The sequence below is a fragment of the Sediminitomix flava genome (genome assembly GCF_003149185.1).
Lineage (GTDB): Bacteria > Bacteroidota > Bacteroidia > Cytophagales > Flammeovirgaceae > Sediminitomix > Sediminitomix flava.
Genome location: NZ_QGDO01000002.1, coordinates 810591 through 834807 on the forward strand (window position 1 = coordinate 810591; position 24217 = coordinate 834807).

20 protein-coding genes are annotated in these 24217 nt (G+C 37.1%); 2 read left to right on the top strand and 18 right to left on the bottom strand.

The genetic code is table 11. The annotated features are described in order from the left end of the window. Positions 1-200: 200 nt before the first annotated feature. From BC781_RS10415 to rplC, 8 genes are all read right to left on the bottom strand, one after another. Entirely contained in the window at positions 201-1073 is an 873-nt protein-coding gene (locus BC781_RS10415; protein ID WP_158281439.1) for a lysophospholipid acyltransferase family protein, read from the bottom strand. A 152-nt stretch (positions 1074-1225) separates the two neighbouring features. Further along, a complete protein-coding gene (rpsC, locus tag BC781_RS10420; protein ID WP_109617305.1) occupies positions 1226-2008 on the bottom strand; it encodes a 30S ribosomal protein S3 in 783 nt (260 codons plus the stop codon). A gap of 15 nt (positions 2009-2023) precedes the next feature. Beyond that, positions 2024-2416, bottom strand: coding sequence for a 50S ribosomal protein L22 (gene rplV, locus BC781_RS10425; protein ID WP_109617307.1), 393 nt, complete (start codon positions 2414-2416; stop codon positions 2024-2026). Continuing rightward, entirely contained in the window at positions 2416-2694 is a 279-nt protein-coding gene (gene rpsS, locus BC781_RS10430) for a 30S ribosomal protein S19 (RefSeq protein ID WP_109617311.1), read from the bottom strand. Before rpsS ends, rplV begins: the two co-directional genes overlap by 1 nt. Then, positions 2694-3521, bottom strand: a complete 828-nt coding sequence (rplB, locus tag BC781_RS10435) for a 50S ribosomal protein L2 (RefSeq protein WP_109617313.1) — start codon at positions 3519-3521, stop codon at positions 2694-2696. The genes rpsS and rplB overlap by 1 nt, the downstream gene beginning before the upstream one ends. Before the next feature lie 121 nt (positions 3522-3642). Next, a complete protein-coding gene (gene rplW, locus BC781_RS10440) occupies positions 3643-3930 on the bottom strand; it encodes a 50S ribosomal protein L23 (protein WP_109617315.1) in 288 nt (95 codons plus the stop codon). A gap of 23 nt (positions 3931-3953) precedes the next feature. Next, positions 3954-4565 (bottom strand): 50S ribosomal protein L4, encoded by a 612-nt coding sequence (rplD, locus tag BC781_RS10445; RefSeq protein ID WP_109617316.1) that lies wholly within the window; start codon positions 4563-4565, stop codon positions 3954-3956. Between the two features lie 8 nt (positions 4566-4573). Beyond that, positions 4574-5194 (bottom strand): 50S ribosomal protein L3, encoded by a 621-nt coding sequence (gene rplC / locus BC781_RS10450; RefSeq protein WP_109617318.1) that lies wholly within the window; start codon positions 5192-5194, stop codon positions 4574-4576. A 385-nt stretch (positions 5195-5579) separates the two neighbouring features. Here rplC and BC781_RS10455 point away from each other — a divergent pair, with 385 nt between their 5' ends. Continuing rightward, on the top strand, positions 5580-9821 hold the full coding sequence (locus tag BC781_RS10455; RefSeq protein WP_109617320.1) for a CHAT domain-containing tetratricopeptide repeat protein: 4242 nt from the start codon (positions 5580-5582) through the stop codon (positions 9819-9821). A 72-nt stretch (positions 9822-9893) separates the two neighbouring features. Here the strand turns inward: BC781_RS10455 and proB are convergent, their stop codons facing one another. The 5 genes from proB to BC781_RS10480 all read right to left on the bottom strand — a co-directional run bounded on the left by proB (position 9894) and on the right by BC781_RS10480 (position 16431). Next, positions 9894-10673 carry a glutamate 5-kinase gene (gene proB, locus BC781_RS10460; RefSeq protein ID WP_109617321.1) on the bottom strand — a complete coding sequence of 260 codons (780 nt, stop codon included), beginning with the start codon at positions 10671-10673 and terminating at the stop codon, positions 9894-9896. Continuing rightward, on the bottom strand, positions 10673-11866 hold the full coding sequence (locus BC781_RS10465) for a glutamate-5-semialdehyde dehydrogenase (RefSeq protein WP_109617323.1): 1194 nt from the start codon (positions 11864-11866) through the stop codon (positions 10673-10675). Before BC781_RS10465 ends, proB begins: the two co-directional genes overlap by 1 nt. A 264-nt stretch (positions 11867-12130) precedes the next feature. After that, on the bottom strand, positions 12131-13966 hold the full coding sequence (yidC, locus tag BC781_RS10470) for a membrane protein insertase YidC (protein ID WP_109617325.1): 1836 nt from the start codon (positions 13964-13966) through the stop codon (positions 12131-12133). Positions 13967-14161: 195 nt separating this feature from the next. Then, complete coding sequence (locus BC781_RS10475; RefSeq protein ID WP_109617327.1) at positions 14162-15778, bottom strand: CTP synthase; 1617 nt, start codon at positions 15776-15778, stop codon at positions 14162-14164. Between the two features lie 113 nt (positions 15779-15891). Beyond that, the gene (locus BC781_RS10480; protein WP_109617329.1) at positions 15892-16431 is read right to left on the bottom strand and encodes an NUDIX hydrolase; all 540 of its coding nucleotides are present in this window, start codon (positions 16429-16431) and stop codon (positions 15892-15894) included. A gap of 458 nt (positions 16432-16889) precedes the next feature. On the opposite strand from BC781_RS10480, the gene BC781_RS10485 reads away from it, so the two are divergent. Then, positions 16890-19154: an NADP-dependent malic enzyme gene (locus tag BC781_RS10485; protein WP_109617331.1), complete on the top strand. Its 2265-nt coding sequence runs from the start codon at positions 16890-16892 to the stop codon at positions 19152-19154. Positions 19155-19201: 47 nt separating this feature from the next. Here the strand turns inward: BC781_RS10485 and BC781_RS10490 are convergent, their stop codons facing one another. From BC781_RS10490 to BC781_RS10515, 5 genes are all read right to left on the bottom strand, one after another. Next, complete coding sequence (locus BC781_RS10490) at positions 19202-19579, bottom strand: winged helix-turn-helix transcriptional regulator (protein WP_109617333.1); 378 nt, start codon at positions 19577-19579, stop codon at positions 19202-19204. 208 nt (positions 19580-19787) lie between these two features. Next, positions 19788-20192, bottom strand: coding sequence for a hypothetical protein (locus BC781_RS10495; RefSeq protein WP_109617335.1), 405 nt, complete (start codon positions 20190-20192; stop codon positions 19788-19790). A gap of 174 nt (positions 20193-20366) precedes the next feature. Continuing rightward, positions 20367-21545: an ABC transporter permease gene (locus BC781_RS10505; RefSeq protein WP_109617339.1), complete on the bottom strand. Its 1179-nt coding sequence runs from the start codon at positions 21543-21545 to the stop codon at positions 20367-20369. 35 nt (positions 21546-21580) lie between these two features. Further along, positions 21581-22534: an HlyD family secretion protein gene (locus tag BC781_RS10510; RefSeq protein ID WP_109617341.1), complete on the bottom strand. Its 954-nt coding sequence runs from the start codon at positions 22532-22534 to the stop codon at positions 21581-21583. A gap of 32 nt (positions 22535-22566) precedes the next feature. Then, positions 22567-24069, bottom strand: a complete 1503-nt coding sequence (locus BC781_RS10515; RefSeq protein ID WP_158281440.1) for a TolC family protein — start codon at positions 24067-24069, stop codon at positions 22567-22569. Positions 24070-24217: the final 148 nt, after the last annotated feature.

Consider the following 24217-nt stretch of genomic DNA (forward strand, 5'->3'; position numbering starts at 1 on the left):
AGCTTTACTATTCGCTATAAAAATGTGATTATTTCGCAAAAAATAACTCAATCCTACTATAAACTCCATTAATACAATTATACAATTAATTTATATAAATTTTAAGTCGTAAAAGTTATATTTTGTTTAATTCCTCTCTATGTAAAACACAGGTAAAAGTAGTACAAAACCATTTAAACACCTGATTTACTGAAGAAATCTTATTCATAATGATTTAACTCTGCCTTTGTTTTTTCTCTAGTATACTTCCATCTATTGTGTGTCCAAAGCCAATTTTCAGGCTGTTCTCTGATCACTTTTTCACACTCTTCAGCATACTTCTTGACAATGTTATGCTTATTCTTTTCGTAAGGTCCTTCAGAAAGTTTTACAAATTCTACGGTGTAATAACCTCTTTTTTCCTTCAAAACCTTTACAAAATAAGCTGGATAGTTTGTTGAAACAGCTATTCTGTCTGCACCAGTAAAGAATGGAGTATCCAATCCCATGAATTCTGTCCAGTATTTCGGGCTACTTCTGTGAGGAGCTTGGTCTGCAACCATCACAAAGCCTCTCTGAACACTTCTTCTAGATATGATTTCTCGAAAAACTTTATCCATTGGTATTGGCTTTCCATCAAATTTGGAACGGACAGAAATCATAAGCTTGTCAAAGAATTTGTTGGATAAAGTCTTATAAACTGCATCCATCGGCTTGGATAGTTGTGCAGAACCTCCCTGTAAAATCCATTCCCAGTTTCCTTGATGTGAAGCCATGATGATAATAGAATACCCTTTATCAAATTCTGCTTCCACTATTTCTTTATTAAGAAACCTCACTCTTTTCACTATTTCTGATTCTGAAATGGTAATTCCTTTAACGACTTCCATTCCTAAATCGGATAAATGACGGTAAAATTTCTTAAGAATTTCCTTATGTTCTTTATCTGACTTATCGGGAAATGCTTTTTGAATATTTTGAAGGGCTACCTTTCTTCTGTAGCGTAGAATGTAAGCTATAAATAAATATAAAAAATCAGCTTTGAGATATAATACCCACAAGGGTAATCGAGATATAAGTTTTAAGAACCACATAAACATCTAATCGTAATCGATCTAAACCTTTGATGAATTACGGAAAAGTCTCAAAAAAGTTGAATTACAGTCCAAATAAGTACACAAAAAATCATATAAAAGAAAAGCCCGAACAATAATGTTCGGGCTTTGTATAGATGAGAAAGTGAGAATTATTCTCCTTTCTTTTGTCCACCTCTTTTGTTGCGTTGGCCACCACGGTTACCACCACGGTTGCCACCACGGCCACCACGGTTACCACCTTTTTGACCACCACGACGGTTATCTCTCTTACCAGCATCTGGGTTCAATGAAAGATCACGCTTACCGTAAACCTCACCTTTGAAGATCCAAACTTTGATACCGATGATACCGTATACTGTCAAAGCTTCAGACAAAGCGTAGTCGATGTCCGCTCTCAAAGTATGCAAAGGAATACGTCCCTCTTTATACATTTCAGTACGAGCCATCTCAGCACCACCAAGACGTCCAGAAACTTTAACTTTGATACCTTTTGCACCTAGACGCATAGCGTTAGCAATTGCTTGCTTCATAGCTCTACGGTAAGATACACGGTTTTGAAGTTGTTGAGCGATAGACTCACCTACCAATTTCGCATCCGTTTCAGGTCTCTTGATCTCGAAGATATTGATTTGGATATCTTTTCCAGTCAATTTCTTCAATTCTTCTTTTACCTTGTCTACTTCAGCACCCGCTTTACCAATCACAACACCCGGACGAGCAGTGTGAATAGTCAAAGTGATACGCTTAAGCGTACGCTCGATAACCACTTTAGAGATACCTGCTCTTGGGTTAGGAATACGAGCTGCAAGATATTTTCTGATTTTCTCGTCTTCAACTAGTTTGTCTGAGAAGTCTTTACCACCGAACCAGCTTGACTCCCAGCCTCTGATGTATCCTAGTCTAAGACCAATTGGATTTACTTTTTGTCCCATTGAAACTGTGTTTTATTAGTTATCTGATTCGTTTTCGTCTTTCACTTGGATATCGATCAAAGACTCAGAAGCTGAATCGATCACCAATGTTACATTGTTAGATCTTTTACGGATTCTGTGTGCTCTACCTTGTGGAGCTGGACGGAATCTTTTCAAAGTTCTACCTTGAGTAACGAAGATCTCTTTTACGAAAAGATCTGCATCTTCGATAGACTCATCTGGGTTTTTAGCTTCCCAGTTTGCAACTGCAGATAACAACAGTTTTTCAACAAGAGGAGCACCTGCTTTACGCTCGAACTTCAAGATGTTCAAAGCATCAACAACTTTTGCTCCGCGGATCGAATCCACTACAAGACGCATCTTACGTGGAGCGATCGCACATTTATTTAATTTAGCTACTGCTTCCATTATCTCTTACCTTTGTCTTTTTTGTTGATGTGACCTCTGAAGTTACGAGTAGGAGCAAATTCACCTAATTTGTGACCTACCATGTTTTCAGTTACATAAACAGGAATAAATTTGTTTCCGTTGTGTACGGCAAAAGTATGTCCGATGAAATCAGGAGAGATCATTGATCTTCTTGACCAAGTTTTGATAACTTGTTTCTTTCCTGAAGCATCCATCGCCTCGATTTTGCTTTCAAGGCGGAAATCAATATATGGTCCTTTTTTTAATGATCTAGCCATTATTTCTTAGATTTTCTTGATACGATCAACTTATCAGAGTACTTGTTTTTCTTTCTAGTTTTTTGACCTTTAGCGTAAAGACCATTTCTAGAACGTGGGTGACCTCCTGAAGATTTACCTTCACCACCACCCATTGGGTGATCTACTGGGTTCATTGCCACACCTCTTGTTCTTGGACGAACACCTAACCATCTGCTACGTCCTGCTTTACCAAGACGAACGTTCATGTGGTCTCCGTTAGAAACTGTACCGATTGTTGCGTAACAAGTTACTAGAACCAATCTTGTTTCACCTGAAGGCAACTTGATAGTTGCATACTTTCCTTTTCTACCCAACAACTGAGCGTATCCACCTGCAGAACGTACCATAGAAGCACCTTTACCTGGTTTCAACTCGATGTTGTGGATGATTGTACCTACAGGAATCTTCGACAATGGAAGAGCATTACCTACATCAGGAGTAGCTTCTTCGCCAGACATCAATGTTTGTCCAACTTGAAGACCTTCTGGTGCGATAATATAAGTTTTCTCTCCGTCAGCGTATTCCAACAATGCAATACGAGCTGTACGGTTTGGATCGTATTCGATACCAACTACTGTAGCAGCAACACCGTGCTTGTTTCTTTTGAAATCAATGATACGGTATCTCTTCTTGTGTCCACCACCGATATAACGAGCAGTCATTTTACCAGTGTTGTTACGACCACCTGATCGTTTCTTTGGAGCCAATAGAGATTTCTCCGGTGTGCTTTTTGTAATCTCCTCAAATGTAGGGGCAATTCTATGACGTTGCCCTGGAGTTACTGGTCTTAACTTCTTAACACCCATTTTTTAAAGATAATTTTGCTATTACTGTCCCTCGTTAGGAACAATACACAACAATGAAAAACTAATTTATTTAAAGAACGGCTTAAGTCTCTAGTGAGGAATAGCCGTTCACTCAAATCGCTTAAAGATTTTCGTATACGTCGATGATATCACCTTCCGCTACAGTAACATAAGCTTTTTTGTAAGCTGAAGTTCTGCCTTCAAGGATAGCTGTCTTCGTATATTTCACTTTTCTTTCAGCTGGCATGATTACAGTGTTTACTTTTTCTACTGTAACACCGTATTTAGCTTCAATCGCCTGCTTAATTTGAATTTTGTTAGCGTTTTTGTTCACTACGAATCCGTAAACGCCATTTTCATTCATCTCAGCGATTTTCTCTGTTACTAGAGGTTTGATTAAGATTTGCATATCTTTTTTTTCGCTTTAAATGATTAAGCCAATTTTTCAACTGCGCTTTCTACAAAGATTACTTTGTCTGCGTTCAGGATATCGTAAGTATTCAAGTCCGCAGCTACAACTACGTTTGCTTTAGGAACGTTTCTTGAAGACAAGTATACGTTTGCATCGTATTCTGGAAGAACTAGAAGCGTTTTTCCTTCGAATTTCAATGCGTTAAGCACTTCGATGTAAGCTTTTGTTTTAGGAGCCTCAAAAGTGAATGCTTCAACAACTGCAACGTTGTTTTCAGTAGCTTTGTAAGACAATGCTGACTTACGAGCCAATTCTTTCACTTTTTTGTTCAATTTGAAGCCATAGTTTCTTGGTCTTGGACCAAAAACACGTCCTCCACCTCTGAAAACTGGAGATTTGATTGAACCTGCACGAGCTGTACCTGTTCCTTTTTGCTTCTTGATCTTTTTAGTAGAACCTGTAATTTCAGCTCTCTCCTTAGCTTTGTGAGTTCCTTGTCTTTGGTTAGCCAAGTATTGTTTCACGTCCAAGTAGATCGCGTGATCTTTAGGCTCAATACCAAATACCGCTTCAGGAAGAGTTACAGTTCTACCTGTTTCAGCGCCTTGAATATTAAGTACTGCTAATTCCATGTTTTAAATTACTTTTCGATGATCACGTAAGAATTTCTCGCTCCAGGGATCGCACCGCTCAAAAGAATCAAATTCTCTTCAGCATAAAGTTTGATCACTCTTAGGTTTTGAACCGTTACACGCTTACCACCCATACGGCCTGCCATACGTAGACCTTTGAATACACGTGAAGGAGTCGAACAAGCACCAATGGCACCTGGCGCTCTTAGACGGTTGTGCTGACCGTGAGTAGCTTGACCTACACCACCGAAACCATGTCTCTTAACAACACCTTGGAAACCTTTACCTTTTGAAGTACCAGCTACATCAACGAATTCGCCTTCTTCAAATACTTCCTCAAGCTTAAGCTCTTGTCCAAGTGTGAACTCACCTTCTACATTTCTGAACTCAACCAACTTTTTCTTTGGAGTAGTACCTGCTTTCGCGAAGTGACCTTTCAAAGCTGCTGGCGTTCTTTTTTCTTTTCTTTCGTCAAAACCAACTTGGATCGCGTTGTATCCGTCAGTTTCCTCAGTTCTAACCTGAGTGATTACGTTAGGACCAGTTTGAATCAACGTACAAGCTACATTCTTGCCGTTTTCATCAAAAATACTAGTCATCCCGACTTTTTTACCAATTAATCCAGGCATCCTATTAAATAATTAATTTGTTAAACGTGATAGGTTTTCCACGTCTTTTCATAAGCAGCGGACAAACAAAAACCCGTTAAGCTTCGATAGCTTTAACGAGCTGAGTATCATGCTTTAGCTTTTGAAAAGCTCATAAAATGAGTCGCAAAGGTAGAGGATTTATTTTTCTCTATCAAGCTAACTCTCTGTTTTTTTAATGCTTCGGCTTTATATTTTCACAAAAATTCGACTGAAATTTCCTATTATTTCAACTCTAGCATTAAAAAAGAGGATTTTTCGACAGGAAATCTTCGCTCTGTACTTTTTCTTAAATCAGATTTATTAACTTTCGAACACTTAGTTGAAAGAAAAAGACTACTGCCCAAACTCATACTTTAATATTTTTATGGCTAAAACATTGTTCCGACTACTAACTATTGTTTTCATCTGTCATTCATTTTTTGGAATGGCTCAAAAAGCACAATTAAAGTCTAGTCAACGCTACTACCAAGAAGGTGAATACGCAAAAGCACTTCAAAAAATAGAAGGTAAAGTAACTAAGCGTAATCAACGAAAATCTCCATATGCATACGCTGTTCTTTCTTTATACAAAGCAAGATATGAGCAAGCGATGGGAAATACGGATTTTGAAGTATCGCTTACAGAAGCTATTGACTATTTCCAAGAATATAAAGAGCGTCAGCCGCTAGCTTATGCTATCAGTTTGCTTACGGCTTCTGAGTTATATTTAAAATACTCAGATATTCACTCTGCAGACTCTTACCTTAAAGAAGCTGAAGCTATAATCAACCCGATAAAAGATAAAGGTGCTTTTTGGGATAAGAGATTCGAAGAAAAATATCTACTCACCAAAATTGGTATTGCAAAAAGCAAAGGTCATTACAATGATGCATCTTTTCTTACCCCAAGGCTTCAAGAAGTAAGTCAAGGGAATATCACTTCACAAGAGAAGATTTTTTCATTGCTTGACGGAAAAGTCAAAACTCAGAAAGTTTTAGGTAGAGCTGCGAGAGAACGTAAACGTAATTATGCGCATACCCTCACATTGGAAGGTGAAATCCTTAGACTTCATGGAAATTATGAGTTGGCTAACATTACGCTCAAAGATGGACTAGAATGGATTAAGAAAGCTTTAGGGAAAAATGATCCTGCTTACGCTATTCATTACCATGAGTATTTGATGAATCAATTAGATAAGGGGATTGATGATTTGGCACTGAAAAAAGAATTTGAAAAAAACCTCTTTAAAGCAGAAAGAGTACTTGGACTTATTCATCATGAATACTTAAAAATTCATGAAGACATTATTTCCTATTATTCATCTCATGCTTTTTCAGCCAAAAGAAATAAACAATGGTGGGAAATCAACCATAACATCACAAAGTACTATGGTAGAGAAACTCCTTATTATTCTACTGGAGTTCGTCTGGATGCGTTAAATGACTATCAGAATAAAAACTATAAAAGTTCTAGAAGAAAATTACTTCGTCTGATTAATGACATTCAAAAAACACCCGACAATCACGAAGAAAAATTAAAGGTTCTTGAACTACTATATAAAGTATCTGTAGCTACTGATGAATTGCAAGCTGCCAAAACATATCAGAATCAACTTTTAGATTTCCAAAAATTACAGCTTGGTGAAGAATCTCTGCTTTATCATATGACAAAAACAGAGCAAGCTCTTCATCTTATGCAATACACCAATGAGTTTGATCACGCAGATTCTATCTACCACACACATTTCAATGAGAATGTAAAAGGTTTGCTATTACCGACTCATAAAGACTACACTGCATTTGTTGAGGGTTACGCAAACTTCTCTGAAATGATTGGAAACTTTACAGAAGCGCTAAGTCTTTCTAAAGAGATTGAAGATATTAAAAGAAGTAAATACGGTACTGACCATTTAAGGTATGCATCTGGTTTGAACCAACTTGCTGATGTAGAAATCAAGATTGGAAAGTATGAAGAAGCGGACTCTCTTTTAGAAAGAGGTTTAAACATCTTTAATGATCAATCTTATCGAAGAGGAACTTTCAATGAAGATCATGCAGCTTTATTAGAAACAGCCGCTCGTTACAATGCCTTATTAGGGCTTTACGACCAAGCTCAATCCTACTTAAATAAATCTGAAAGATTAAGTAAACGTATACCAAAAGCTTCAGCGAATTCGTCTAACATTGCCGTTCGTACACAGCTTTATATTCACACTGAAAAATATTCAGAAGCTCAAGAATTACTTGAAGAAACGATTAAAATAAGAAAGGAAAGATACGGAGATAGTAGCCGTTTCCTTATCGAACCTTATGGACAGTTTGCCGAATTAGAATACATCAGAGGTAATTATACAGCTGCAGATTCAATGGCAGAGCTTACTCATAAGCTTAGTCTTGAAACTTTTGGTGAAGGTAGTTTGCCTTTATCTCCTATTCTTCAGACGATGGCAAATATCAAAACTGCCATTGGAGACTATAAGACATCTCAAGAACTTATCAGAAAATCCTTAGCCATCTTAACGGAGGCATATGGAGAAAATCACGTTCAAGTAGCACAAGCCTACACTGAACTAGCCTTAGTAAGTTTGTATGAAGGAAGTGATCCTGAAACCGTACAGCCATACTTCCAGAAAGCTGTTGATATCATCGAAAATCAATTAGGTAGCGACACTCCAATGTACGCTTCGGCTCTGAGAAATCTCGCCCTTAACGAGATAGAAACAAAGAACTATGACGAAGCAAGAAACCTATTGCTTGTAGCTCAGAAAATTTTCACTGAAAAACTAGGTACAGCCAAAAACACCTATTCAGCGAATATTGAAATGATTTTGGGTGACCTTGAAACAAAAGTTGGTACTGATTTCGAAAAAGCCCTAAATCACTACTTGCATGCGAAAGGAACTTATTCATCTATTTTCTCTAAGAATCACCCACTTTATGTAGATGCTCAAGCTAATGTTGGAAGAGCTTATTACAACTTGGATAATCTAAAGAAAGCTAGAAAGTATACCGAGAAAACGCTTAAACAATACGATACCTTTATCAAGAAATATTTCCCTGCGCTTACCAGTAGAGAAAAAACACAGTATTGGTTAAAGATCAAAGACGACTTCGAATTCTACAGTAATTTAAGTGTTCAAAATCCGAAGAATAAAAAGATGTTAGCCAATATGTATGCAAATACATTGGAAACTAAATCTCTACTGCTGGATGCTTCTAAAAAAATACGTCAGAAAATCTTAGCTAGTAATGACAGTATCCTAATTGAGCAATACAGTACATGGGAAAACAAGAAGGCTGAACTTGTTAAACTGTTAGCACTTTCACAAGATGATGCTCAACAACTGGAGCAAACACCAAAGCAACTAGAAAAAGAAATCAATGATCTGGAAAAAGAATTAAGTAAACGTTCTGGTCTGTTTTCTAAGAAAAAGAAAAGACGTACAAGCTGGAAGGATGTTCGTAAGTCTTTAGCAAAAGATGAAACTGCAATCGAACTGATCCGATTCAGACACTTTGACAAAGTATTTACAGACTCTGTTGTATATGCTGCAATGGTCGTTAACCCTACTGGGCAAGCTCAGATTGTTGAATTACCCGATGGAAATTATCTTGAAAAAGAAGGGTTAGGGTATTATAGAACCTGTATTGAGTTCGAATTAAAAGACACCGATTCATACACTAGATATTGGGAGCCAATTGCTAAAAGAATAAACGAGAATAATACGATTTATTTATCGGCTGAGGGAGTTTACAACCAAATGAACTTGGAAGCACTTTTAGCAGAAGACTCAAAATATGTCCTGGATCGAAATCATATTTCTCTGATTAGTTCTACCAAAGACCTTATTGATAATGCTAAAAAACCAGATGAAGTAATCAATCCTAATGTAAACGAGATTGCATTATTTGGTAATCCTGTATTCTACAATGATCTAAGTGAAGAAGAGTACGATCAATACACGAACAGACGAATCACACAGCTTCCAGGTACATTAGCTGAGGTAAAAAGGATTCAAGACCTTCTTTCACAATCTGGAAACACAAACAACTTGTTTATCCATAAAGAAGCAACAGAAGAAGCCGTTAAGAAAGTAAAAAGTCCTAAAGTATTCCATATTGCAACGCATGGTTTCTTCCTTGAAGATGAAGACAAACTCCAAAGTGATGACAATATTCTTACTCAAGGTAAAGAAGCTACAAACCCACTTCTACGTTCTGGACTGCTACTCACAAATGCTGGTCCTTTAATGGATGAAGGGAATGTTTACGAATTTAACAAAGAGGAAGCAATCCTTACCGCTTACGAAGCAATGAGCCTAGACCTTGACGAAACGGAACTTGTCGTATTGAGTGCATGTGAAACAGGTCGAGGTGATGACAAAGTAGGTGAAGGAGTTTATGGTCTTCAACGTGCATTTATTGTAGCTGGAGCCAATGCCATTATCATGAGTTTGTTTGAAGTATCAGATGAAGCAACACAAGAACTCATGTCAAACTTCTACAGAAACTGGTTAGAAGATAACATGGAGAAGAAATCAGCTTTCGTTCTTGCAAAAAAACAGCTTAGAGAAAAATTTGATGCACCAAAATACTGGGCACCATTCATTATGGTTGGAGGTATTTAATGATAAAATCAATACTAAAAAGAAAGGCTTGAACCGAAAGTTCAAGCCTTATTTTTTTGATATAAACGAGTCTCAATTTGATGCAATTGGTGAAAAACGAGTAAAACCTAATTCCCCATTTAAACTTTGAATAAGGAAATTTGGGTGTGCTCCATTCAATAGAAATACTTCAATGTTCTGATCGAAGCAAATTTTAACCGCACTTATTTTAGAGGTCATTCCTCCTGTACCCAAACCATTTTCCCTTTCTTCAATATATTGATCGACAGTATCCAATTCATGTACTTCCCGAATCAATTGTGCCTCTGAGTATAAATTCGGATTTTTATCAAATAGTCCTTCAACATCTGAAGCTATAATCAACTTCTCGGCACTCACCAGTGTAGCTACCAAGGCTGAAAGCTTGTCATTATCCCCTAAAATCAACTCTTCTACCGCTACGGTATCATTTTCATTGAATACAGGAATAAAACCATGCATTAGAAGTTCATTGACTGTATTACGGGTATTCTTCTTCGATTCCTCATTATCAAAATCTTTATATGTCATCAGACATTGTGCTACTTTCAACCCAAAGTCTGCAAAAACTTCAGCATAAATCTGAAGCAATTTGGGTTGTCCAATAGCAGATAAAGCTTGCTTTGAGGGAAGTTGATTTGAATCCCATGCGGAAAGATTGATAAACTGACGTGCCGTAGCTACTGCTCCCGATGACACAATGATAATATCATAAGTATCTCTCAGTTCTATAAGTTGCCTAGCAATATCTTCAATCTTACCTCTCGAAATACGGTCAGTTCCTGCTGTTAGTGTTGAAGTCCCTACTTTAAGTACAATCCTTGGTTTTCTCATTAGCCTCTTATTTGTCCTTCTCCATCTACAAACCACTTATTAGAAACTAATTGCCCCATTCCTACAGGACCTCTAAAATGTAGTTTTTGAGTACTAATAGCGATTTCAGCACCAAAACCGAGCTGTCCGCCATCCGTAAATCGTGAAGAAGCATTATGATATACAGCAGCACAATCAACTCCATACTGGAAAATCTGTGCTTTATCTCTATTATTTGTCACAATTACTGCTGAATGCCCACCCGAATATTCATTGATTTTCTCGATTGCATTTTCTAGCGTATCAATCTGACTAAAAAGTATTTTTTCGGATAAAAATTCTTCAGACCAAACCTCATCCCCTTCAACTACATTCAATCGAGTATCTAATTGATCAATCGTATGATCTGCTAGTACATTCAAGCCCATTTCTTTCGCTTTTGTCACTAGCTTTTCGAGTTTCACTTCCAACTCAGGTATTGAGCTATTCAACAATACTTTATCAATAGCATTACATACACTCAAACGGCTCTTACCATTCAAAACCAAATCTATTGCCATATCAAAATCCGCTTCATCATCGATATAGACAAAGTTATTTCCTCTACCACTAATCAATAATGGGACATTTGTAGTAGACTTGATATAATTGATTAAACCCTCTCCTCCTCTTGGAATAATAAGGTCAAGTTTGTGTGTATTTTCTGCAAGTAACTTTTGTGTAGTTGCTCTATCAATATCCAAATACTGTACATAGTCTGTAGAAACATCATTTTGCACTAAGGCTTGATGCCATAATTTCACTAAATACAGGTTTGAATTCTTTGCTTCTTTACCACCTTTTAAAAGAATTTTATTCCCTGCCTTAAATGCGCTCACTGCTGCCTCAATTGTCACATCAGGACGAGATTCATAAATAATTAGAATTGTACCGAAAGGCACTACTCTATTCTCCACCTTCATTCCATTAGGATGTGTATAAGCATGAAGAACTGTTCCGACAGGGTCATCTTGAAGCATTACTTCATCTACAGAAACAGACATTCCCTTCACTTTACCTTCATCAACCTTCAAACGGTCAACTAATGTAGCATCCAAGGAAGCCGCTCCTTCTAAATCCCTCTGATTTTCAGCAATAATCTCTTGCTTGTGCTTCAACAGCAAAGTAGACAGGTCTCTTAAAACATTATTCTTTTTGGTAGTAGATATCAACATAGCAATAAAAGTTAGTCACACATTAATATGTTTTCAATACGCTAACCCAAATATAAGACAGATTTCAATTATTGATATTAAATATTAATATTTTTATAATTTTTAGCTTAAATAATTACAATTAACTCAAATAAAAGCAGAAATAATCAGTTACATTTCAAAAAATCAGAATGGATATACAAAGGACTTCTCCTAATCTGAAAAATAAAAAAGCCCCAATAGAAACTTAATTCTATTGGGGCTTCAGTGTATTAGTAAGAAAGATTATTTCTTTCCGCCTTTTTTCTTCTTGTTTTGTGCTTCTTGCTGCTCTTGAGCTGCTTTCATTGCTTCTTGAAGACGAACTTGGAAACCTGATTTCTTCTTGTTTCCACTTGCATTACGTTTTTTGTTCTCTTCCAATTTAGCCAAGATTTTATCTTCGTTGATAAATCTTTTAGCCAAAGTTTGTTGAGAAATTGTAATCAAGTTTGATACGAAGTAGTAGTATGTCAAGGCTGCTGCGAATCCGTTCAATACGAATAAGAACATCACTGGCATTACATAAGACATTGCTTTCATTGGCCCTTGCTGTGCTTGCATACCTGCATTCATCTTGTTATTAAGGTGAGTGTAGATAAGTGTTGAAGCAGTCATCAATAAAGTGAACAATGAAACGTGATCTCCGTAGAATGGAATCTCGAATGGTAAATTCAAGATTGAATCATAAGTTGTCAAATCTTCAGCCCAAAGGAAACTTTGGTGTCTCAAAGGCAAGGCATTCGGGAATAGGTTATACAATGCCAAGAAAATAGGCATTTGGAATAACATAGGAATACACCCACTCAATGGATTTACACCAACTTGTTGGTATAACTTCATTGTTTCCATTTGTACCTTCTGAGGATCATCCTCTCCTACTCTTTCTTTGATCTCATCAATTTGAGGTTTCAATACCTTTGTTTTTGCCATCGACAAGTAAGACTTGTAAGTCAATGGGAAAAGGATTGATTTGATCAACAATACCATGATGAAAATAACTACACCATAGTTTGAAATATATGAAGCTAAAATTTTGAATAGAGGAATGAATGCAATTCGGTTCATCCAACCAAAAATCCCCCAACCCAAATATACGTTTTGTTCAAAACCTGGAGTTACTTCGTCACAGATATCATAATCGTTTGGACCGAAGTAGAATCTGATGTTTCCATCTTTAAAATCTGCGAATGGCACTGAAAGCTGAACATCACCAGTCTTTACAACTGAAGTATCTTTTTCGTTTACAGTCCAAGCTAGGTCTGCATTGTTGAATTGCTTATCTGTAATGATCGAAGAGTTGAAGAATTTCTGCTTCATACTCACCCATCTCAAAGGCTTATCAACAATCACTTGATCATCTCCTGTCGGGTTTTGTGACAAGTAATCAAAGCTATCGTCTGTTGCGTAATAGTTTACAGTAGAACGCATACGGCTTTGCTTCATGTCAGACTCAACCAAACGCATATGATCTACCCAACGGAATGTCACTGCTTCTTTAGTCACGTATGGTTTTAAAGCTGCAAACTCATTCTCATATTGAATGATAAAACCTTCACTTTCCAAACGGTAAGTTCTGTTCAAAACTGGCTTATCACCTGCTCTAAGCGTGAATGTAACCTCGTTTGAATTTGAAGATGATACTTGATAATAAAGTTTGTTTAGGTCAACTTCACCCCACTTATCAGTAGTCACTACTTCAGAAATATTGCTACTTTCCTCTGTAATCAACTTAAGTGTATTGTCATGCTGGTCAGTAAAGTTTTTAAGAAGCACTTCTTTAACTGTACCACCTTTTGTACTCAAAATTACTTTTACATCATTATTTTCAAGTACAATGTCTTTCTCCGTTCCTTGAACCCCCTCAGCAAACAAACCGTATTGGTTTTGCAAAGCTGAATCACTCAAAGTAATCGTATTGTTGCTTTCTGTTGTTTCTGTAGCTGTTTCTGACACAACTGAGGTTGTCTCCTGTACGGCATTGTCTGGTTGTTCTACAGGCTCTGGAGCAAACCAGAACATATAAACCCCCAGCATTGCTGTGATCAGAATAAAACCTAAGGTTTGTTTATTATTCTCCATTTTATTGATAATTACAAAGCTATTTATCCGCTAAGATAAGACAGACTTCCAAAGAAGCTTCTCCTTCCAAGAGGCCAAAGGTACATGATTTTACCTAAAAATCAGATGGAAGGTTTTACTTTACTGAGATATTATATAAAAAAACAGACCTTTCCCCCATAACATTCGAGGAAAGGTCTTTAATCTATGAAGTGATTACTTCTTATTTTCGATTGCTGCTTTGATGAAAGACACAAAAATTGGCTGTGGATTTTCTACTGTAGATTTCAATTCTGGGTGGAATTGAGCTCCTACATAGAATGGATGATCTTCAATCTCTACGATTTCAACCAATCCAGTCTCTGGGTTAATACCCGAAGCAAGCATACCAGCTTTTTCAAATGCCTCAATATAGTTGTTATTGAATTCCCATCTGTGACGGTGTCTTTCGCTTACTTCTGATTTACCATAAATTTTGTGTGCCAATGTTCCTTTTTTCAACTTACAAGGGTAAGCTCCAAGACGCATTGTACCTCCCATTTGTTTGATGGTCTTTTGCTCTTCCATCAAATCAATCACTGGGTTTTTCGTCTCTGGCTCCATTTCTGATGAGTTCGCATCTTTTAGACCTACAACGTCTCTTGCAAATGCAATTACTGAAGCTTGCATACCTAAACAGATACCGAAGAATGGAATTTTGTGTTCACGAGCAAAGCTACATGCGTTGATCTTTCCTTCCATACCACGCTCACCAAAACCTGGTGCAACAAGAATTCCATCAGCTTCACCTAAATACTTTTCTAAGTTTTCAGTGTCCACCAACAACTCTGCCTTCAACCATTCTACAGAAACTTTTGCTTCGTTCATAGCACCTGCGTGCACAAAGCTTTCTGCAATTGATTTATAAGCATCTTGTAACTCTACATATTTACCAACTACTACAATTTTCACATCTGTAGTAGGGTTTTTCAATTTACCTAAGAAATGCTTCCACTTTGACAAATCTGGCTCTTTGTCCATTGGCAAAGCGAATTTCTTCATTACAATCTCATCAAGCTTTTCTTTACGCATCAACAATGGCACATCATAGATTGTCTCTGCATCTCTTGATTCAATCACAGCTTCAAGCTGTACGTTACAGAACAATGAAAGCTTTTTACGCATACCCGAATCGATTGGGTGTTCTGTACGACACACCAATACGTCTGGCTGAATACCTGCTTCTTGCAATTGTTTTACTGAGTGTTGTGTTGGCTTCGTTTTCAACTCACCCGCAGCACTCAAATAAGGCACAAGCGTCAAATGGATATTCATAGCTCTTTGGCTACCCAACTCCAATTTAGCTTGACGAACCGCTTCCAAGAATGGTAGTGCTTCGATATCACCTACACAACCACCAATCTCAGTAATTACGATATCGTAGTTACCTTTTTCTGCAACTTTATAAAAATTGTTTTTGATTTCGTCTGTGATATGAGGAATTACTTGGACTGTTTTCCCTAAGTAATGTCCTTCACGCTCGTTCTTGATTACATTATAGTAAATACGACCAGTAGTAACGTTGTTACTCTGCGAAGTCGGTACGTTCAAGAATCTTTCGTAGTGTCCCAGATCCAGATCGGTTTCAGCACCATCATCTGTTACATAGCACTCACCGTGCTCGTATGGATTCATTGTTCCTGGGTCAACGTTTAAGTATGGGTCAAATTTTTGGATAGTGACCGAATACCCTCTTGCTTGAAGCAACTTCCCAAGAGATGCTGAAATAATTCCTTTACCTAATGAAGAGGCAACCCCTCCTGTTACGAAAATGTACTTTGTTTCCGACGACATGATCTTGTAAAATCTACCTAACCTTTTGTTTTTGCAAAACTAGAACAATGCAAGGACATATCAAATAAGAATAACAGTTCAGAAACAGTTTTTAGCTCTAAGTAAAAAATAAATTATTCTTCGTTAAGTACCAAAGACCCTATACGAACTTCCTTTTCCTCAGGGTTTTCAAAATATTTTTGAAGTGCAAAGGTCGTTGAATGGAAGGCTATTTCGTCCCAAGGAATATCCTTTTCGTCAAATAATTTCACTTCCAAACTCTCAGCTGTTTTCTCGACAAAGTAACCATCTTTGATATCCGCTAAGAAATGTAGATACACATGACTAACCTTCGGAATACTATAAACCACATGTAATCTTTGAATCTCCACAGTTGCTCCTGTTTCTTCAAAAACTTCACGTTTTGCTCCTTCTTCAGCCGTTTCAATACTTTCCATAAAGCCTGCGGGCAAGTTCCAATAACCATATCTTGGCTCGATTGCTCTTCTACAAAGCATTACCTTACCTTCATAAACAGGCAAACAACCTACAATAAGTTTAGGATTCTGATAATGTATAGTACCGCAGTTGGAACAAACGTATCTTGGCAGATGATCTCCTTCTGGTATAATAAAATCCAATGCATCGCTTCCACAATGGCTACAAAAGTTCATATTCCTTACTTGGTTAAAAGGTTTAAAAAGTCTGTCATCATATAACAAATGTCAGATAAGTTAGTTTATTGCCCTTAAATATAGAACTATATAGACTTTAAGTTTTACAGAAACTTTTTATATCAATAAAAGAGTTCTGCACTAGAGCATACAGATTGCTTTCAGACTTAAAATTTTGCAGAAATGCGGTTTGATACAAAAAATTATTAGATTTGAGGCTTCAACTCTAACTCATATAGTGTTTAATTGACAATAAATAATAAAAATCAAGTTTTGGTATTGAGTATCTAACTCAATATGAGATCATTTGTATAAAAAATAAAGACCAACGCTCGCACAATTCTTTACTAAAATCAGCCATATATAAATCTTACTCTCTTAACTGTAATTAGTTCAGAATAAGCGTTTCGGTCATACAATAGAAAATATCAACACGATTTACTGTAAAACTAAAATTCATGGCTAAAGACAAAATTAGGAAGCAAGATGCCCTTGATTACCATCAATTGGGTACTCCTGGTAAAATAGAAGTTATCCCTACCAAACCGACCAATACACAAAGAGATTTAGCACTTGCATACTCTCCTGGTGTAGCCGTTCCTTGTGAAGCAATTGCTGCCAATAAAGAAGATGTATATAAATATACTGCAAAAGGAAATCTTGTAGCCGTGATTTCCAATGGTACTGCAGTGTTAGGGCTTGGGGATATCGGACCAGAAGCTTCTAAACCTGTAATGGAAGGGAAAGGATTGTTATTTAAGATCTTTGCAGGTATTGATGTATTTGATATTGAAGTAGATGCTACCGATGTTGATGAATTCTGTAAAGTAGTGAAAGCCTTAGAGCCTACTTTCGGTGGTATCAACCTAGAAGATATTAAAGCTCCAGACTGTTTCGAAATTGAGAAGCGCCTTAAAGAAGAAATGAATATTCCTGTCATGCACGACGACCAGCATGGTACAGCTATTATTTCTGGTGCAGCTCTTCTTAATGCCTTAGAAATTGCGGAAAAGAAGATAGAAGATGTAAAAATTGTAGTTTCGGGTGCAGGAGCTTCTGCAATTACCTGTGTAAAACTATTTATTGATTTAGGAGCTAAAAAAGAAAATGTAATTATCTGTGATAGCCGCGGTGTAATTCGTGCAGACAGAGATAACCTTTCTGGAAATAAAAAAGAATTTGCTACAGCACTAGATTTTCATCAGTTAGAAGATGCGATTCAAGACGCTGATGTATTCTTAGGACTTTCTAAAGGTGACTTGATGACACCTGATATGCTATTGAAAATGAATAATAATCCAATCGTTTTCGCTTTAGCAAACCCTGATCCTGAGATTGCATACGATCTTGCCATCGATACACGTGAAGATATTATTATGGCAACAGGTCGTTCTGACCATCCTAACCAAGTAAATAACGTATTAGGATTCCCATTCATTTTCCGTGGTGCACTAGACGTTCGTGCAACTGCAATTAATGAGGAAATGAAATTGGCTGCCGTAAAAGCCATTGCTCGTCTGACGAAAGAGCAAGTGCCTGATGCTGTATTGAAAGCATATCATAAAGATAAAATGTCTTTCGGAAGAGATTATATTATTCCGAAACCAATGGACCCTCGTTTGTTGACAACTGTAGCTCCTGCCGTAGCTAAAGCTGCTATGGATTCTGGTGTTGCTCAATTTGAAATAGACGATTGGGAAGCATACAAAGAAGAGCTAGAGAAACGTATGGGTAAAGAGGATTACGTAATCCGCTCACTCATGAACAAGGCAAGACAAAAACCAAAGCGTATTGTTATGCCTGAAGCTCATGACCCACGTATCTTGAAAGCTGCTCAGATTGTATCTGATGAAGGATTGGCAAAACCAGTTCTTCTAGGTAAAATCAGCTTGATTAGAAAATTAGCTGCGGATATGAAAATCGATATCGACGGTATTGAAATCATAGACCCTCGTTCGGAAGGAAATAAAGAAAATCGTGAGAAATATGCTCAGATGTTCTACGATATCCGTAAGCGAAAAGGTGTCAATGAATTTGAGGCTCGCGATGCCATGAACCGTAGAAACTACTATGGAGCCATGATGATTGAGAATAGTGATGCAGACGGTCTTGTAACAGGTCTTAGCCGTCAATTCTCTGAAACACTTCGTCCGATGCTTCAAATTATTGGTGGAGAAGATGGAAACAGAGTGTCATCAATGGAGGTACTTCTAACAAAGAAAGGTCCGCTTTTCCTTGCTGATACCGCTATTTACCGTGACCCTACTGCCGAGCAACTTGCTGAAATCACACTACAAGTGAGTGCTACCGTACAGCGTGAATTTGATATTGAGCCACATGTTGCACTTCTATCATATTCAAACTTTGGTAGTACAGAAGGTAAAGAGCCAAGAAAGATGCGTGAGGTGTTACGTTTAGTGAAAGAAGCAAAACCAGATTTGGTTATTGATGGTGAAATCCAGCCGACTTTCGCTTTAAATCCTGAAACGTTAAAAGCTCAGTTCCCATTCACAGAACTTATTGATAATAATGTGAATGTCTTGATTTTCCCTAACCTTTCTGCAGCCAATATTTCATATAAAATGGCTCAAGAAATTGGTGGTGTTGAAGGATTTGGACCTGTACTTTTAGGTATGAACCGTCCTGTACAGCTTCTTGACATGAGTTCAGATGTTCAAGACATTGTAAACATGGTTACAATGACTGTAGTAGACGCTCAATAAGAAAACATATCAGAACTATCTATAAATTGTATTGTATAGCGCTAGGGCTAAGCCTTAGCGTTATTTTTTTCTCCTTTTTCTACTAGCTCAATATTTTCCATAATTGCAGCAGCTACCCCACCCCAATCCGCAATAGACTTTAAAACAGGCTCCAAGGTCTTTCCAAACTCAGTTAGTTTATACTCCACTTTTAATGGCGGTTTATCCGTATAAACTTCTCTGATAATCAATTTATCATCCTCTAGTTGCTTCAATTGCAAACTTAGCGTACGTTCCGTGATTGTTGGAATTAGTTTTCTGATTTCATTATACCTTTTTGTACCATCAAGTAAATGTATAAGGATAACAGACTTCCACTTTCCTCCAATAAAACGCATTGTCAAACTTGTATCGCAGGGATAAACCTTATCTTCTAATTTATACATAACGCTATTCTTTATTCCTTACACAAAGGTACAAGACTATGAACAGGCTAACAAGCTATCAAAAGTATAGTTGTGTGAATATTCTGAAATGAGCCATACGTCCAAAATAAAAAGAACCCACTCCAAAGTTGGAATGGGTTCTAATTCTTATTCAATGAGGGAAACTCAAATGAATGAAGAGTATATATGAGTAAAACTAATTATGCTATTACAATTTTGAATCTATAATACCTTTGAGTGTCGCCATTTGCTCTTTTAGAAGTGAAATGACTTCATCTTTTTCTGCAAGTTGTACCTCTAAAGCTTCGATTTTAGCCTTCAATAGAGAAATTTCTGAATCATCTTTTTTGACATTTACTTCTACATCTACGTTAGAAGATTTTGCGTCATTTTTTTCGTCTTCAATTACGATGGTTTCTTCATCTGCACAATTCCTTCTGCCTCGTCTTCTCCCCCTCTTCCCGAACTCTTTTTCCATTTCGTAAGCAAAGTCTGCCATATCTCTAGCAAATCCGCCACCTTTGTTTCGACCTTGTTCTTTGAAGCCATCCATAGCTTCACCAATTAGTTCTTCGATTAGATTTTGGATTTTGTCTTTTCTTTCTTTGTCCATGAGGATAAGTTTTTGATGTTGAATCGTTTGATTAATTTGACATTATTAAAAAACATACTCCTTAAGACGGCTATTGCTGTGATTGGGTTACAACAAAATCATCTTTTTATTTGGACAAAGATGTTAAAAAAAGAACCACAAGAATTGATTGACTCTTATGGTTCTTCTTTTCTTCTAACTATTTTCTTGTTTCATCATTCTTTTGGTCTTTAAACTAACCAAAAGCAAACACAATAGCCCCGATACAAGACCTATAATCATAAGGTTTGTCACTTCCATTGTAATCTGATCAATCCTTGCTCCATAGAATAAAACTTTTCTAAATCCTGTAAGGAAATGTGTCAATGGGATGCAGTTCGCAACATATTGGATGGCTAAAGGCATTTCAGAAAGAGGCCAAGAGAAACCCGATAAAATGAAACTTGGCGTAGCTATAACCATCAAAAATTCTGTTGCTTTCAATTGGGAAGGAAATATCCAACTGAAAAGTGTACCAATGCTTGTGAGTGACAACATAAATACACAAACCAATAAGAATAAAGCTCCTTCATGAGCTATAGTAGGCATATTAAACATTGGGAAGAATTGCCATTGTAAAACACCCCAAAGCAATACGCCCAGCAACCAATAAGGCATAGATTTCACAGTGAGAAGCATCAGAGGATTGTGGTTCGCTTGTTTTGCCAATGCATCAAACGAGTCTTCTTCAAACTCTTTGGCAAAAGTAAGTGCCATTACAATCAAGAATACTTGCTGCATAATCGTCCCCATAATTCCTGGCCACATAAAGGTCAAGTAATTAGAGTTTCCATTATATAATCTATCAGTATTTATCTTGAAAGGTTCATATTGTTCCAATGCTGTATTTATCGGTACTCCTTGTTTATTCAGGGCTGTAATCTCAACTCCTGCTTTTAGCGTACCTAAAGAAGTCAGAATACCCATATTCGCATAGTTTGCGGTCACAACGTTTGCTCCATCTATATCTACTTGAATTTCGGGATACCTTTTTTGCATGACATCGGCTTCAAAGCCTTTCGGAATTGTCACTGTAGCTACAATATCATTACTACTCAAGTCCTTTATTTTCTCATGTTCATTTTCACGAAAAGCAACTACTTCCAAATAGGAATTATCTTCCAACATTTCAATAGCCTTATGACTTAGCGGTGTATTGTCATAATCCAAAACAGTAATAGGTAAATCTGTTACTTTGGCTTGTTTATAGACAAAACCAAACAATAATCCGTAAGCTATTGGCGCTCCTATAAAAATAGCAACCGCTACACTATTAGAGCGAAACATCTTCCACTCTCTGAGCATCAGCCGACCAAAGTTGTAAATCATTTCCATACATTCTACTTTTTAAGTGAGGACTAATGATTTTATTACTTCAAGATTAGAGTTGTATTTGTCAACAGACCTTCTGTCTCTTTGAAGTTTGTAGGAACAATTTTCAGTTCATACAAAGACTGATCTACTTCGTAATTTGGGTTCATAGACTTACGTGCGGCATAACTAGAAAGCTCTTTTATACTTACCAATTTTCCTTGAATTGGCTTCTGCTCTCCGAAAGCAGGTGTTACCGTAATCTTTGTTCCTATTTTATAGTTTGCGACATCTTGCTCTGCCATTGCAAAACGGAAATACGTTTCATTTTTAGCATAACCCACAAAAATGTTATAGCCCGGCAAAGCTAATTCTCCAACCTTCAGTGCAACAGTCTCCAAAGTCATATCTGCTGGCGCAATCAAATAACGTTCTCCCAATGCAACATTCACTTCTTGCAAAGCACCTTCAGCTCTTCTAAGTGTACCTAAAGCCATTCGCTGCTTTTCTGAACGCACACCACTTTCTACTTCTTCTTTTTTTGCTTCAGTCCCTTCTAATTTTGCTTTCGCCATCAAGTATTTGGTATGTACTTCATCATACTTTTGTTCTGTGATGAGCTTTTCATCATACATCTGTTTCACCCTATTCAGACTTTTTTCTGCAAATCCGAATTGTTCTTTGGCAGCATTATAAGCAGCGTTTACTTGCTCTATTTGTTCTTTAGTAGCACCCTTAAAAGCCATTTCATACTGAGCCTTTGCAGCAGCTACCGCTCCTTCTGCTTGTTGAAGTTTTGCTTCTGCTTCTGGTACATCAACCATAGCCAAGGTATCTCCTTTATGAACTGTTTGCCCTTCAGAAACTCTCAACTCTGTAATTCGACCTGGAACTTTAGAGGCAACAGAATACACTTCTCTTTTTAATTTCCCTTTGAAGAAAGTTTCATTTTCAGTATTCTGACAAGCTGTCAAAGCTGCTATTGCGAACAGGATTGTATATATCTTTTTCATTGTATCTTATTCAAAAATTGGCAAATAATTGATTATTGTAAATGGTCGGCATCTAAAGTTCCCATTGCTTCTAGCAAAGATGCTGCTGCCACTCGCTGACGGTGTAAAGTTTGAATTTTGTCAAGTCGTGCATTTTCAAAATCAGTCACAGCTTCTAATAACTGATTTGTATCTGCTAGACCATTTTCGAGTTCACGTTTACGAATAACAAGTGCTTCTTTAGCGTCCTCAGCTTTCTCTTCTTGAAGATCAACCAACTGAGTTGACACTTGCCATTCCATATACTTCTTCTCTAAATCTAATGCGACCATTTCTTCAGCATGCATTTTTTGAGCTTGCATATTTTCAAGCTCTAATTGAGACTTTTGAATATCTTTTTTACGAACTGTACCGTCAAAAATCTCCCATTTCAAACCAACTCCTACAAAAGCAAATGGCTCAATCTTCGTAAGGTCTGAACCACCATGCATCACATGAGCAAAAGCTTTTGCCTTTGGTAAGTATTCGGCTTTTTCTGAATGGTGTTTGTGTTCCAATGCCATTACAGAATGATCTAATGCTCTAATTTCTGGACGAGCTGAAGTGTTCGTTTCATCTATATTTACCCACCACAACTCAAGTTTGGGTTGTACTTGTCTAATTTCTTCTACAGGAATTCCTGTCAACTGTTGAAGTTTTGCATATAATAAAGATTGACTTCCTTTGAGCTCAATCTCTTTCGCTTTAATCTCCTGTTCTGCAATCTTGATTTTATTCAAGTCATAGCTTGTAGCTAAACCCACTTCTACTGCTTTTTGAGCAAATTCTGTTTGTTTGTCCAATCTTTTTCGGGAGTCTGCCAATACTTGAAGTGATTGATTAACTACCGCTAGTCTGTCATAGTAATCAAGTGTCTCTTTGATCACATCAATCTCTTTCTTTTCAACCATTGCCTCTAAAGCCATAGACTTTTCATGAGCTGCTTTAGATAATGCGGGGATTTTACCTCCTGAAAAAATGATCATATCTGCATGAAGATCATAGAACCAAAGGTGTTGGTCGTTCAGCGCTAATGACAATGTAGAAGGAAACATACCACTCAAACTTCCCATCAGTTCTCCCCCCACTTGAGAAAAATAACCTTGTGTATGTCCCATCAATGCCTGTGTACTTGGGTCAGCTAATGCTGCTGCTAAGTTTGGGTCTTTCGCTGCGGCTCCTTGAAGGTACTGTTGATACCCATCCATGACACCATTTATGGCTTCACCTCCATTTTCAATCAAATGATTAAATCCATCCTGATATTCACTGATATCTCGTTCCATGCTCAAACTGTTCAGTGTATATAAATAAGCCGAAGACAAGCCCACTTTAGGAATGTACATTGCCTTTGCTTTTTTACTATCAATCTGAGCATCCTTTACTTTATTCTTCTGAATCTTGATTTCGTAGTTACGTTCGAGTGCTTTCTCCACAAAAAAGTTACGATCAAGTTCTTGAGCGAATAGCTTCATTGGCAATAGAACCAACAAAAACCATAAACCTTTCTTTTTCATTATTCTTGAAATGTGTAATATAATGAGTGAATGTTCATTCATTTATTTTCCAAACTTAAAGGAAACCTTTCAAATGCTAAAAATCGATCATCTTGATTTAGAAAAAGAATGGTTTCCTTACTTGTTTCTTAGGATTTATACAAACTTA